14 protein-coding genes are annotated in these 14477 nt (G+C 33.3%); 1 reads left to right on the forward strand and 13 read right to left on the reverse strand.

Going from position 1 to position 14477, the window contains the following annotated elements; translation table 11 throughout:
• Positions 1–79: 79 nt before the first annotated feature.
• Both cheB and ELD05_RS10150 read right to left on the reverse strand, forming a co-directional pair.
• Positions 80–1117: a chemotaxis-specific protein-glutamate methyltransferase CheB gene (gene cheB / locus ELD05_RS10145; RefSeq protein ID WP_127352341.1), complete on the reverse strand. Its 1038-nt coding sequence runs from the start codon at positions 1115–1117 to the stop codon at positions 80–82.
• Between the two features lie 73 nt (positions 1118–1190).
• Positions 1191–2408, reverse strand: coding sequence for an iron-containing alcohol dehydrogenase (locus tag ELD05_RS10150; protein WP_127352342.1), 1218 nt, complete (start codon positions 2406–2408; stop codon positions 1191–1193).
• Between the two features lie 161 nt (positions 2409–2569).
• On the opposite strand from ELD05_RS10150, the gene ELD05_RS10155 reads away from it, so the two are divergent.
• Positions 2570–3508 (forward strand): transposase, encoded by a 939-nt coding sequence (locus ELD05_RS10155; RefSeq protein WP_127350937.1) that lies wholly within the window; start codon positions 2570–2572, stop codon positions 3506–3508.
• Between the two features lie 137 nt (positions 3509–3645).
• Here the strand turns inward: ELD05_RS10155 and thrS are convergent, their stop codons facing one another.
• From thrS to ELD05_RS10210, 11 genes are all read right to left on the reverse strand, one after another.
• Entirely contained in the window at positions 3646–5565 is a 1920-nt protein-coding gene (gene thrS, locus ELD05_RS10160; RefSeq protein ID WP_127352343.1) for a threonine--tRNA ligase, read from the reverse strand.
• A 65-nt stretch (positions 5566–5630) separates the two neighbouring features.
• Positions 5631–7016, reverse strand: a complete 1386-nt coding sequence (locus ELD05_RS10165; RefSeq protein WP_127352344.1) for a tetratricopeptide repeat protein — start codon at positions 7014–7016, stop codon at positions 5631–5633.
• Positions 7017–7034: 18 nt separating this feature from the next.
• A complete protein-coding gene (locus ELD05_RS10170) occupies positions 7035–8159 on the reverse strand; it encodes an RNA-binding domain-containing protein (protein WP_127352345.1) in 1125 nt (374 codons plus the stop codon).
• Positions 8146–9810 carry an HD domain-containing phosphohydrolase gene (locus ELD05_RS10175; protein ID WP_127352346.1) on the reverse strand — a complete coding sequence of 555 codons (1665 nt, stop codon included), beginning with the start codon at positions 9808–9810 and terminating at the stop codon, positions 8146–8148. The genes ELD05_RS10170 and ELD05_RS10175 overlap by 14 nt, the downstream gene beginning before the upstream one ends.
• Positions 9811–9912: 102 nt before the next feature.
• Complete coding sequence (locus tag ELD05_RS10180) at positions 9913–10500, reverse strand: peptidoglycan DD-metalloendopeptidase family protein (protein ID WP_127352347.1); 588 nt, start codon at positions 10498–10500, stop codon at positions 9913–9915.
• Positions 10501–10587: 87 nt separating this feature from the next.
• Positions 10588–10971 carry a GerW family sporulation protein gene (gene ytfJ / locus ELD05_RS10185; RefSeq protein ID WP_039765266.1) on the reverse strand — a complete coding sequence of 128 codons (384 nt, stop codon included), beginning with the start codon at positions 10969–10971 and terminating at the stop codon, positions 10588–10590.
• Positions 10955–11500 (reverse strand): hypothetical protein, encoded by a 546-nt coding sequence (locus tag ELD05_RS10190; protein ID WP_011916500.1) that lies wholly within the window; start codon positions 11498–11500, stop codon positions 10955–10957. Before ELD05_RS10190 ends, ytfJ begins: the two co-directional genes overlap by 17 nt.
• Positions 11501–11575: 75 nt before the next feature.
• Positions 11576–12109: an SMC-Scp complex subunit ScpB gene (scpB, locus tag ELD05_RS10195; protein ID WP_127352348.1), complete on the reverse strand. Its 534-nt coding sequence runs from the start codon at positions 12107–12109 to the stop codon at positions 11576–11578.
• An 18-nt stretch (positions 12110–12127) separates the two neighbouring features.
• The gene (locus ELD05_RS10200; protein ID WP_039765272.1) at positions 12128–12829 is read right to left on the reverse strand and encodes a segregation and condensation protein A; all 702 of its coding nucleotides are present in this window, start codon (positions 12827–12829) and stop codon (positions 12128–12130) included.
• Complete coding sequence (trpS, locus tag ELD05_RS10205; protein ID WP_011916497.1) at positions 12826–13803, reverse strand: tryptophan--tRNA ligase; 978 nt, start codon at positions 13801–13803, stop codon at positions 12826–12828. Before trpS ends, ELD05_RS10200 begins: the two co-directional genes overlap by 4 nt.
• A gap of 38 nt (positions 13804–13841) precedes the next feature.
• Positions 13842–14474 (reverse strand): site-2 protease family protein, encoded by a 633-nt coding sequence (locus tag ELD05_RS10210; protein WP_206516879.1) that lies wholly within the window; start codon positions 14472–14474, stop codon positions 13842–13844.
• Between the last annotated feature and the right edge of the window lie 3 nt (positions 14475–14477).

Raw genomic sequence — 14477 nt, forward strand, 5'->3', positions numbered from 1 at the left:
ACAAAATTAAAGATGACCACCATCAAATTTTTGTGGTCATCTTTAATAACAAAGCATATTAATATTTTCCAAAAGGTAATTATATCTTGTTCAATAGCTCAACTATCTCTTCAGGACTCATAATAAGTTCAATAGCACCTTTTTCAATTGCTACCTTGGGCATTCCAAATACGACACAACTTTTTTCATTCTGCGCAATAGTTATAGCTCCCTTCATCTTCATTTCTAATATTCCATCACTTCCATCAGACCCCATGCCAGTCATAACTATACCTATTGCATCCTTCCCGCATGCCTCTGCAATTGAGCTAAAAAGAATATCTGCAGAAGGTTTGTGACTTTTTATCTTCTCAAGGTCAAGCACTCTTGTGTAGAGTTTCCCTGCCTTTTCTTCAATAGCCAAATGATATCCGCCCTTTGCAATGTATATACATCCTGGTTTTACCTCTTCCCTGTCCTCTGCTTCTTTAATACATTTAGATGTAATAGAAGCAAGTCTCTCTGCAAATGCTTTTGTAAAGTTTGGTGGCATGTGCTGAACAACCAAGATTGGAAGAGAAAAATCTTTTTTGAGGCTTTTAAACATCTTCTCTAAAACAGGGGGACCCCCTGTTGATATCCCGATACCTACAACTTTTGCAACTTTTGCTCTTTCGACCAAACTATCCTCTATTGGAACTCTGAAAACTTTTACATCCTCGACGGCAGTTGGCGCAGTCTGGGTCTTTTTGTACTCTTCACATGCAGCACTCACCTTTTTGATTAGCTCATATTTGAACTCTTCTATTTCTTCTTCTTTTAACGGTTTTAATATATAATCAAAAGCACCTGCTGATAATGCCTCAAATGTTGTATGAGCTCCAGGATGAGTATATGCGCTTATCATTAAGATTTTACTGTCTGAAACCTCTCTTATCTTCCTTATAAGTTCAACACCGTTCATGTATGGCATTTCATAGTCAATTGTTATAACATCAAATTTAAACTTTCTTACTCTATCAAGTGCAATGAGAGGTGTTTGAGCAACCATCACAGAAAACATTCCTGTCTGCTCTAAAATTGATTTGATGAGCTGTCTCATGAATGCCGAATCGTCAACAACCAATACCTTGTACATAAACTATTCACCTATACAATCATTTTTCATTAATATTTATTCCCCAAATTGCTGGTATCAAAACAGAACATACTCAGAAGCTTCGTACAACCTCATCTGTCAAGCCTAAAAATTCGTACAAATGCAGTATTGTAAACCTTTCTCTGATATTCGGTGCACATAAAAATGATATCTTAAAAAGATTCTCGTCTATACCAATCTCCCAATAATTCATAGGCATTTCAAGTTTTTGGTAAGCATCAATCAGCTCACTATATACAATAGTTGCGTCTCTTATCAACTTATCTATAACCTCTTTCTTTTCAACAAGCCTGTTTATCACTTGACTTCTAAACTCTTTATCATTTAACTTGCTTACTCTTTCAATATTTTTCTTTATTATACTTTCAAAAGTTGGTTGAAATCCTTTCTTTATTGCTTCTTCCCACACTTTAATATCTACTTTATATTCTTTCCTTTCAAGAATTCTGGATTTATCAAGATTTAAAAAGTGCTCATAAAACCTCAGCACATAGAGGGTTGCAAGCCCAACTTTTATCCCATGATAAGTTTTTATTCTGTGATATTCCCAAAAATGAGAAAGATGATGTTCACAACCTGATGCAGGACGCGAAGAGTTAACCCTGGCCATCATAATACCAGAGGTTATTAGACCTTCCAGCAAATTTTTACAAAAATCATTTACACCAACTGAATTTAATGTTTTCAGGTATGTATTTTTTACAATACGTAATACTTCCCAGTCTATTTTCTCCTCAAACAAAATATTTGAAAGTTGCCAGTCAAGTAAAGCAGTTATCTTACCCATCAAATCTCCAAATCCCGCTTTTTTCAAAATTTCAGGCGAGTTTTCAATAACTTTCATATCCACAAATATAGCTTCCGGTGGCGAAGCCAGCACTGTTGTTTTTAATCCATTTATAGTAAGTGCTGCAACAGAAGAAGCAAACCCGTCCATTGAAGGTGCTGTTGGAAACAAAACAAACGGGACTTTGAACTTGTATGCTGTATACCGTGTTATGTCAGAAATTGTTCCACTTCCTACTCCCACAAATATATCTGCTTGTTCTATCTCAAACAATACCTTTCCAAGCGCAAATTCATCTGCTATTACATCCGCTTCAAAGCATACTATTTTACACTTCCTATTGCTTTTTTCAACTGTCTCTTTCACCTTGACTGCACACACATCAAAGGTATTTTTATCACATATAATTAACAAAGAATTACAACCATTTTTATTTATAAATCTTGAAAAAGACTCGTACGGCTCTTCCCATATAACTTCCATATCAGTTCGCCCCTTTTTGAAATTTATTTTGTATAAGAGGTTGTTGAATAAAAGAAATAACCATATAAAGTAAACATAGTAACAAATGAAAAAAACCCCTTGTGTTATAATTTAATTTAAGAGAAAACCACAACAAAACACAAGGGGGAAAAGATATACTCATGAATATTAAAGCACAAAATAAGAAATTTTTAAAGCTACTTTTTGTAGTGAAAAAGGTTACTGAAGCTCTGACAAGGAGAATAAAGCACAATAGAAGAGGACGCCCAAGGAAATTTAATTTGTTTCAAATAATAGCTTGTCTGGTTTACAAAGTTAAGAAGGGGATAAAGAGTTTCAGAGAATTAGAATATCGAATAAATCAAGACACAGAGTTTAAGCAAGTAGTAGGTATAGAAGAAAGTCCGGACTATTCATATTTTGCGAAGTTGTCAAGAAAAATAGAAAAAGAATACATGCAAGATATAAAAGACATATTAATAGCTAAGATAGAACCTGATATGAGTATAGCGATAGTAGATTCTACACCTTTGAGAAGTGCCAAAAATGATTCAGAAGCAAAAATAGGTATACATATTACAATAGGATTTTACAGGGGATACAAATTACATCTTTTGTGTACAGGTAAAGAAGAAGTAATACCACTTTTCTGGATTTTAACAGGGGCAAATGAACATGACTCAAGACAAGAAGAGCTTTTATATAGGGCATGGGGCTTTGGCTGTGAGATTGTATTAGCAGATGCGGGATACGATTGTAGCAGATGGTTTAATATAGCAAATGAGCTTAAGGTTAAATTTGTTGCTGGGATAAACAAAAGAAACATGAAAGATAAAAACAATGTTAAGAATGTTTTTAGAAGAAATAACATAAGATTTTTAGAAACTGAAGAGGGCAAAAAGCTATACAAGCATAGAACAAAGATTGAAAGACTATTTAGTAAATTAAAAGGTGAATATAATCTTGAGAATGTAAGGCTCAGGAGGTTTAAGAATTATAAAAGGTATATTGATTGGATACTAATTACTTTTTTGTTTGAGCAACTTCTCAGAAAAGTAGAAGGTAAGAAGTTTTCTTTCGCATATGAATGGAATCAATAACTTTTGCTCATTTTATGTATTATTGGTAATAATTTTTATTCAACAACCTATTGTATAATAAAAAGAATTTAAAAAAGGCTGCCACATTAAACAGCCCATGTTCTCATTAATAATGTTCTGGCAGCCTTTTTTAATTTTCATTCTATAACCTTTTTCTCTACTTTCTCTTTCACCATTGATACAAACTTATCAATGGTAAATGAACCTAAATCTCCTTTCTTTCTGTCTCTTACCGCTATAGTATTTTCCCTTCGCTCTTTTTCACCCACAATCACCATATATGGTATTTTTTGTAGTTGAGCATCTCTTATTTTATACCCCACGGTTTCTGATCTGAAATCTTCTTCAACTCTGAATCCATTCTCCTTGAGTGTTTGGGATATTTTGGCTGCATAATCATTGAAATTATCAGATACTGGTATTACTCTTATTTGAGTTGGTGCTAACCATACCGGAAATGCACCAGCAAAGTGTTCAGTAAGTATTGCAATAAATCTCTCTATGCTGCCAAAAACAACTCTGTGTAGCATTACCGGCCTATGTTTTGCACCATCTTCACCTATATAATATAAGTCAAACCTTTCTGGCATTTGAAAATCAAGTTGAATTGTTGCACACTGCCATGTTCTTTTCAAACTATCTTCAAGATGAAAATCAATTTTGGGTCCATAAAAAGCTCCATCACCTTCATTTATTTTGTAATTTATACCTACTTCCTCTAAAGCTTCTTTAAGGGCAGTTTCAGCCATATTCCATTGTTCATCTGTTCCCATTGAATTTTCAGGCCTTGTTGAAAGTTCAACATGATATTTGAAACCAAATACACTATAAAAATAATCGATAAGATCAATTACACCTTTTATTTCATCTTTTATCTGTGAAGGTAACATAAATATATGAGCATCATCTTGTGTAAAGCATCTTACTCTCATAAGACCATGCAATACACCAGATAGCTCATGCCTGTGAACAAGCCCAAGTTCACACAGTCGCTCAGGAAGTTCCCTATACGAATGTGATTTTCTTTTATATACCAATATGCTACCCGGACAGTTCATAGGTTTTATTGCAAATTCCTGATCATCTATTTTGGTAAAATACATATTTTCTTTATAATGATCCCAATGCCCTGACTGAACCCAAAGGTCTTTTGTTAACATTATAGGAGTTTTTATTTCCTGATAACCTCTTTTTTTATGTTCTTCTCTCCAAAAGTCTTCTAATATGTTCCTTATAATCATCCCTTTTGGCAAAAAGAAAGGAAATCCTGGCCCTTCCTCAAAAATATCAAATAAATCAAGCTCTCTTCCAAGCTTTCTATGATCTCTTCTCTTTGCTTCTTCAAGCATTGTAAGGTATTCATCAAGTTGCGATTTTTTCTCGTATGATACTCCATAAACTCTTTGAAGCATTTTATTTTTAGAATTTCCGCGCCAATACGCACCTGCTACAGAAAGTAGTTTGAACGCTTTTACCCTCCCCGTTGAAGGAAGATGTGGACCGGTACAAAGGTCAACGAATTCACCTTGTCTGTAAAAAGATATAGTTTCACCCTCTGGAATATCATTTATAAGCTCAACTTTGTAGTTTTCTCCTCTTTGTTGCATAAGTTTTATTGCTTCTTCTCTTGAAAGTTCAAATCTCTCAATCTTCAAATCTTCTTTTATTATTTTTTGCATCTCTTTTTCAATCTTTTCCAAAAGCTCCATTGTAATTGACTCTTCAACATCAAAGTCGTAATAAAAACCATTGTCAATTGCAGGTCCTATGCCAAGCTTTACTTTGTCCCCAAAAAGCCTTTTGACAGCCTGGGCTAAAATATGTGAGGTTGTGTGCCAGTATACTCTCTTGCCTTCATCACTCGCAAATGTGACAACCTCAAAGCTACAATCCTCATCAATAGGTGTCCATAAGTCTTTCAAAATGCCGTTTATCTTACACGCAACTGCTTCTTTGTAAAGCTTCATACTTATTGATTTTACCAAATCCAAAGCTGAGGTAGATTTTTCAACCTCAATTATCTTGCCATCTGGAAGCGTGACATTTACTTTTTCCATATCGTGTCTTTTCCTCCTTTTTGTATATAGATTAGTATTAAATTTTCTAATAAATTGAAGATACCTTATACGTCTTCTCCCAATAAAAGTCCTTTGAATTCTCTAAACCATTTTGAAAATACAGCTTGAGAAATACCAAAACGTTCAGCCACATCTTTTTGCTTTACCTTTTGCCCAAGAAGATACTTCTTATACACGTAATAAACAATTGCTGCAATTGCAGTAAAGTTTAGCCCTTGCTTCTCAAGTGGAAGAGTATTAAGAAGCTGAGAAATACCATCTTTGTCTTCATTGTTGAGCTTTACATTTTCAGCTATAATATCCATTATCCTCTTTGCATTTTCCTCAAATGTTTGAGAAAAATACATGTCAATGTGTTTTTGAAGTTGGCTTCTAAACTCTTTCTCTTCTAACTTTGAAAGATTTCCAAAACCTGTTTCAAAATAGTCTATTGTGTCTTTTTTAAATGTTTTCATTACATCATCAACTTTTTTCAGAAAATAATCAATCTTTATCTCAGGCATATTATAATTCTTTTTAAGGTCTTTCCATATCTTTTTAGCTTTTATATACTGTCTTGTATTATACAAACTGATAGCTTGGATATGTTTAAAATAGGGCTCTTTTGTAATTTCAAAAAGCTCACCTGCCCTGTCTACAATTGCAGCATGTTGGTTTAATTTTATTAACGTGTCTAAAACCTTAATCTTGTCTTTATGGTCGTATGTTTTCAGCTCTAAAATTGTTTTTAGCTGTTTTTTGAGTTCTTTTGTCTTGCCAATTGTACTATAAAAAAACGCCAAATTGCAGTTTGCATATACATTGTACTTATCAATCTCTAAAACCTTTTTTGCCTCGTGAATAGCCTTTTCAATCTCTCCCATATAAAAATAAGCAAGCGACAAATTGTTCCTTGCAGCAAAGATTGTATCGTCCTTTGCCAATATCATCTTAAAATACTTTACAGCATCTTCATACCGACCATTTTCTAAAAGAAAGTTACCCCTTTCCAACAGCTTTGTCAGTTTTTCCATCTCTTTTTGTTCTCTTTCAAATTCCTGCTGGGTCTCAATAAAGTCAAGAAGGTCTTCCGCAGCTTCTTTAAACTCAGTGTTATTGCTAAGCTTGAGATACCTTCTTAAAAAATGTTTTGCCTCCCTCAGTTTCCCCATCTCAAAGAAATTACAACCAAGCCCAAATAGCGAGTCGTAAAACTCAGGGTTATCGGTGGTAAGTTCAGTCAAGAGTTTATTCGAACTTTCAAAATCCCCAATCTGAGCCAATAGCCCTGCTAAGTTGAACTTTATCTCTATGTTTTTGCTGTCAAGCTCAAGCGCTCTTTTTAATCTCTCAATGGCAAGCTCTATCTCGCCTCTTTCATAATGTTTAATCCCTATTTTAAAAAACCTTGATGATGTAGGATGCAAATTTATAACCTTCCCTTTGACCATTTCAATACATACTCCTCTTTACAATTTATCTATTGGCGGCAAAATAATTTTAAAGGTATTTTGAGAGTTTATATTTATTATCTTTGCGGTGGGATATGTCTTTTTGATTCTCCCTATTCCTTTACCACCCTTTAAAAACAGATTATGTTCGTCCAAAATGATCATCTTTTGATAAATCCACGGATTTCGCCTTCGCGGTATAATCTCTCTTCCCATGTTATAAATCATATTCCCTTCCAAAAGACATCCAGGATTTGCAACTTCAATAAACTTTTCACCAATCTTTACTACAGTAGACCTTGTTAAATCATAATAGTCTCTATGCACAAGCGCATTTGCAATAGCTTCAAACAATGCCCATAAATCTTTTTGTGGGTACATTTGTGTCAGCTCATTTATAACTGTATTTATTATACTATATATGTTACCACAAATAATTTGATTGTGGTCAAAAAATTCAAAACTCAAATAAGCAGAAGGTATAAAACGCTCTGGGCACTTGCCAAATACAAGCATTCCTGCTATAGTAGGGTAGAAATTTCCATTTTCTCTGTCTCGTTGAATAATCCCAAAGCTTTCAAGCAGAATTGTATTGTCCCACTCGGAAGCAATCCCACTTTTCCTAAAAAACAAACTTATCAGCTCTGAGTCAAGGTCAGAAATTCTTGCATTTCTTATAATTGACATCTCAAAGTTGACAATACCACTTTCTTCAAACATAGAAGCAATCTCTTCCCGTTTTGCAACATCTGTAGTAGAACCGCGCCTAATATAGAATACTCCGTTTTGCACCATTTGGTGAGGACGTAAACTACTTTTGTAGATTGTAAGTATTCCTAACTTCTTTCCTTCGTATTCCACAATCTCAAACTTGATTGAGACGGGTGGATCACACCTACTTGAGATTATCTGCTGAATTTTTTCTTCTGTTAAATTTTCATTCTTTATTCCAAAAATTCTCTTCGTCTTGTCTTCAACACCAAATATGATATAACCTCTGCCACCTCTTGAATTCGCAATAGCAATTACATCTTTAACAAGCTCTTTTTTTTCACCTTCTGTCTCTAAGGAAAGAGTACTTTTGAAATCAAGTTTTGGTCCTTCGTCAGACTCAAGCAATATCTTAAGTTTATACTTGTCCATCTATCTTCATCTCAACATTTGAAATTTTTTCCTCTGCTAAAACCTCTAAAAACACCTCAAAAATCTCTGGATCAAACTTCCTTCCCACATCATTTTTCATCATAATCAGTGCTTCTTCTTCAGAGAATGCTTTTCTGTAAGGTCTGTCAGTTGTAAGTGCATCAAACACATCTGCAATCGCTATTATCCTTGATTCCACTGGAATCTTATCTCCACTTATACCAAGCGGATATCCTGTTCCGTCTATGTTCTCATGGTGATACAGAACAATATCCTTTATACTATCAAAGTATTCAATATTTGAAAGAATGTTATATCCATCTAAGGAATGTCTTTTGACAATAGAATATTCTTCATCAGTGAGTCTTCCTCTTTTGTTGAGAATATTTTCTGGCACTACAATCTTACCAATGTCATGCAGATATGCGGCTATCTCTAAATCAAATAAATTTATTTTATACCCCTTTTGATTGACAAGCTTTTGTCCAATCTTTTTACTATATTGCATTACTCTTTCAGCATGTCCTTTAGTATATGGGTCTTTCATCTCTATTATAGATATAAGTAGTTTAATTGCTCCTTCAAAATTTCTCTTCTCCTTTTCAAAAAGCTCTCTCAAAAGGTCATCTTGAGTTTTCAAAAGCGAAATCTTGCTCTTTATCTCATTCGAAAAATAAGTGAGAATTGTCTCAACATTTTCAAACTTACCTTCTTTTTTTACATTTGGTTTTGGAAGAGTAGCTTCACCATTTATCCTTGAAAAAAGGCCTATCGCATAGTCCTCAAGCTTGAGTATTCTATTTGTCAAATACATTCCACTTATAAATGAGATCAATAAGGTTAGGATTGTTAAAATCACAAACATAGCTATTAAAAGGTTTTCAAAATGCTTCTTTACCAAAACAAGAGGCTTTTCGTCATAGTCTAAAACTATACTACCTAAGATGTTATTGTCTATATCAGTTATAGTAATTTCATTTCTGAGTAATCTACTTGGCCGAGTTGAAGATTCCTTAGGTTGAAAATACACATTATTTACAACATAGGGCTGAATCAAAGAAACAAAATTTTTTATATCCTTTGCTAAAAAAAGAGCACCTATAACTGGCCGACTAAGATTTTTGTCATCTAAAACCGGGCAGCAAACGAATGCATAAATTTTATCATTAAATTTTATAAACCCTTTTTCTACAGGTATTAAACTAACCTCTTTATAAATAATGTATTGTTTACTTATTGTCTTTTGTACAATTTTAGATAACTTGTTAATATTTATATCTTTAATCGACTGATACTTAGAATATGAGCAAATAATCTTTCCTTGCTTATCAAAACCTACAATAATTGAAAAATCATATGGTTTTTGATATAACCAATTTGTCCAGTAAAATTCAATTGTACTTAATTTACCCATCAAAACTGCTTCATAAATCTCATTCCATATAGCGTATTCTTTAGAAAAGTTCGTCATGTCTTCGAAAACCTTTGCTTTAATTCTTTCTAATGATTTTTCTTGTTGAGTTACAAAATAGTTATACGTAATCTTCTCATACTGGGGTATTATATTTGTCATTACATATGCTGCTACAATCGAAGTTGGTAAAAATGCCACCAAAATAGTAACAATAAGTATTTTAATTCTCAATTCCACTTTGCCACATCCTCTATTTTAAACTTAATCCTTTGTCGACTTTTGTCTAAATTTAGTATAACATATCTTGACTTAACAAGTCATTTGTAAAAAATAAATAAACTACATAGCCTCTTTCCTTTTAAAATATATAAAATCTTTCTCTGAAAGCTCAAAAGGCTTTTTTTGACCAATTACTTCGCCTTTTTTTACTATTTTGCCTTTTTGTACACTTAAAATATCTAAATTTTCTAGTATGTATAAGACCTTTTTCTCATCTTGGATTGCTGTATCAAACCTGCCAGCTTTGTTTTTGATACTTATGACTGTGCCGCTACATGGAGAAATTACATTTGTCGTTTTTGTCACAACTATAAAGTATCCTCCATCTTGTGAAAATTCTATCTGACCATCTGCTGGATATAAAAAAGTATTTGAATCTTCCTTTTTAATTGAACTGTCTTTGTAAACATTGACAGTTGCACCTTTTATTTTTAAAAAATCTCTGACAAAATCTTCTATATATTTATACACCTTTTCATCGGACGTATAGTATTTTTTAAGCTCTTCAATGTTAAAGTTTTCAAATTTAAGATATTGGTATCTGAAAGCCACTATAAATATTATTACAGCTAAAACTACAAAAAGTTTTACAACCAATAAATTGTTTTTTGAACTTGAGGTATCCTTTGTAAATTTTTTCCTTTTCATTTTCCAAACACCCCTTTTTATTCTTTATTTTTTTCTGTTTAATTTTTATTCTGCGGAACAAAAAAAGATGATAGCAAGCTTTTGCTATCATCTTCTCTGAATAATATCCTTTATATCTTCAATAATAGATGGGATGATGTCAATAATTCTCTCCACGCTGTTATTTGCTGATACATTTAAAAGTCTTATTTGGTCCTGTGTCACAACTAAAAAGGCAATTGGCATCACAGAAATTCCAGCACCAGTTCCACCTGCAAAAAGGGGAGTGTTGTCCTCTGCTTTGTTACCCTTGTTACTATCTTGCTTTATGTCACCACCGCCTGCTATAAATCCAAAAGACACTTTGGAAACTGGTATAATAACAGCACCACCAGAACTTTGAACAGCATCGCCTACAATTGTGTTTACGTCAATCATCTGTTTTAAGTTTTCCATAGTTGTCTGCATTAACATCTCAATTGGATGTGTCATAGTTCAAAACACCCCTTAAATTTTTTACTATTGCTTTTGAATTAATCAAAATTTTCACTGGAAAAATTTTGAGTTTCAAGTTAATTTTGAAATAGCTATCCGCAAAATTGCCTTCAGTAAAACCTTTATAATCAATCTTCACCTTTTCTCCACATGATAATAATATTCCCCAGATAGAATATATAATTCCACTTAAAATACTCAAAACAAAAATGTCTGTGCAATATACCCATGTAACTATTTTTTCTATCTTTATAATTGAGACTGACAAAAAAATCTTGAATAATTTATAGAAACTTTTGAAAGATGCCTTAAGTTTGACTCTTTTTGTCTCTTTCTTTTTAACTGGTGGAACTTTCCTGAAATCGGTTTTGTTCGGAAATTCATAATGAAAGATTTTTACATAAAACCAAATAATTTTAAGCTTTATATTGACTACTAAAAAGTCTTTAAGCTCTACCTCAATCTTAAATACCTTAGGAAAGCTGAGATATACGAAAGTCAATAAAATTAAGGTTAACAATACCATCTCAAGTTCTCATAAATTTCTTCCTTTTCTCAGATTTTATTAAAAATTATTTCCACAAAATAAAAAGAGGATACATCAAATTGATGTATCCTCTCTTTGCATAATCTTTTCTTTTAACTCCTCAAGATTTTGTATACCGAGAGAGTAATAAAAAAGCTCTGTCACTTCATACAAAGTGGGTTTTCCTATTGTATCAAGCTTCCCTGCTTCTTTTATAAGCCCCTTTTCAAGAAGGCTCTTTATAACATTGTCGCTACTAACACCTCTTATCTTTTCTATCTCCTGCCTTGTTATTGGACCATTTAATGCAATTATTGATAGCACCTCATACGCTGCCTGCGAAAGTGAAGATTGTTTTTGCTCAAAATCAAAATATTCTTTTATATACTTTGAGTTTTCAGGATTCGTAACTAAAGTATACCCTTTTTCTTCTTTTATAACTATAAAGCCTCTTTTCTGGTTCTTGTATTCTTTTTTTAGCTCTTCAATGCAATCTTCTACTTCCCTCTCTGAAATATCCAAAATCTTTGCAATTTTGGCTATTTCAATGGGCTCTGCACTCAAAAATAATATGCTTTCTAAAACTGATTTTACAGCTGTCTTATCCATGTTTTATTTTGAGCCTCTCTACCTTTTTGTGATTTTAATATCATCAAATACCTTTTGCTGATGCAAAGAAATATGTCCCAATTTACATAGTTCCAAAATGGCCAAAAATCTGTATACTATCTCATCTTTCGAAATCCCCTTTATAAGGTGACTAAAATAAGCAACCCCTTTTTGTTTTATATACTCTAAAACCTGTTTTATCACTTTCAAAATAGAAATTGTTTGCTTTTTGGTAATTTCTTGGAGTCTTTTGTCATTGTCAGAAGAAGTAGTTTCTTTTTTTGATAAAATATTCCTGTATGTTTCAATGAGTTTATTCACATCAACCTTTACCACGAAATTGCTCTCAAAATTTCTAAGTTCAAATGCTCTTTTGTAGCTTTCTCTATATGGATGATTTTCTTTCAAGTAAATTGCAACCTCTTTGTACTTTTGATACTCTCTCAACCTTTCAACAAGTTCTTGCCGCGGGTCTTCTTCTTCCTCTTGTAGCTTTGGCAAAAGCATTTTTGATTTAATCTCCAAAAGTGTTGCTGCCATAACTAAAAATTCAGATATAGAATCTACATTTATTGTGTCTAAATGGTTTATATACATTAGATACTGATTAGTAATCTCAGCAATTGGAATATCATAGATGTTTATCTTTTCTTTCTTTATAAGATAAAGCAAAAGGTCAAGCGGTCCTTCAAAATTAGGAAGCTTCACCTCAAAATTCATAACAGTCCTGCCCTATCCTTTGCTTCTTTTAATGTCTGGGAAGCAATTGCTCGAGCTTTTTTTGCACCTTCCTCAATTACACCAAGGACATAATCAATATCATTTTCAAGTTTCTTTCTTTTGCTTTGAATTGGCTCTAAGAACTTAGAAAGATTATCAAATAGCTTCTTTTTGCACTCTACACAACCAATTTTACCTTCTCTGCAGTTTATCTCTATTTCATCAACAGTATCTTCGCTAAATATCTTATGGTAAGCAAATACTGTACAAACTTCTGGATGTCCTGGGTCATTCTTTCGAATTCTTGCTGGGTCTGTAACCATGTTCATTACTTTTTTGCGTACACTCTCTAAATCTTCAGACAGCGCAATTGTATTGCCATAACTTTTACTCATCTTTCGCCCATCTGTGCCAATCAAAACTTTAACAGTATTTAGAATTGGTTGCGGTTCTGGAAATATTTGTCCATACAAGTAATTAAATCTTCTTGCAATTTCTCTCGTGAGCTCTAAGTGTGGAAGCTGGTCTTCTCCAACTGGAACAAGTTCAGCTTTGTATATCAATATGTCTGCTGCCTGCAAACAAGGATACCCTAAAAAACCATAGGTAGCAATATTCTTTTCTTTCAACTCTCTCATTTGGTCTTTATAAGTTGGGCAGCGGTAGAGCCAAGAAAGTGGCGTTATCATGGAAAATAAAAGATGTAGCTCAACATGTTCTGGCACATGCGACTGAACAAATATTGTACACTTGTTAGGGTCAAGCCCGCTTGCCAAAAGGTCTATAACCACCTGTTTTGTGTACTCTCTTAAATTAGTAGTGTCCTCATACCCTGTTGTAAGTGCATGCCAATCAGCAACAAAAAAGTAACATTCATATTGGTCTTGGAGTTTTACCCAGCTCTCTATCGCCCCAAAGTAGTTTCCTAAGTGTAAAATGCCTGTTGGCCTTGTGCCTGACAAAACTCTCTTCATTCTCTCCTTCTCCCATCTTTTGATGTTTGAAAAGAAATTTAAGGAAATAGCTTTAAGATAAAATCAATAAAAGTAAAGACAAAATAAGCAATTGGCTGTAAGACAAATGAAAGCAAATACGGTGCAAAAAATATACATGCAATGAGTATTATCTGTCCAATTAATTCGAATCTATAGTAGAATTCTATATATTTTGCGGGTGCAAATATAAACAAGATCTTAGACCCGTCAAGTGGTGGTATTGGCAAAAGATTGAATATAGCAAGATATACATTGATTAAATACGTTTGTTGCAGCATAATCAAAACATATCTATTTGAAACAAGGTTGTACTTGTCAATATACTTCAATACTATAGCAAATACAATTGCTGAGAGAATATTTGCAACAGGCCCTGCTAAAGCTGTAAGCCCCATTCCAACCTTTGGATTTTTGTAGTTTCTTGGGTCAGTGACAACAGGTTTTGCCCACCCAAAACCAAATAACATCAAAGCAATTATTCCAAAAATATCAATATGCGGCAGCGGATTTAACGTAATTCTTCCCTGCCTTTTTGGAAGATCATCTCCTTGCAAATAAGCAACATATCCATGAGCTGCCTCGTGGACAGAGATTGCAAACAAAAGCCCAGGAATTCGAAGTAGCACAGTTAAAATATTTGGCAAAATCATAAT

It is taken from the genome of Caldicellulosiruptor changbaiensis, from assembly GCF_003999255.1.
GTDB classification, from domain to species: domain Bacteria; phylum Bacillota; class Thermoanaerobacteria; order Caldicellulosiruptorales; family Caldicellulosiruptoraceae; genus Caldicellulosiruptor; species Caldicellulosiruptor changbaiensis.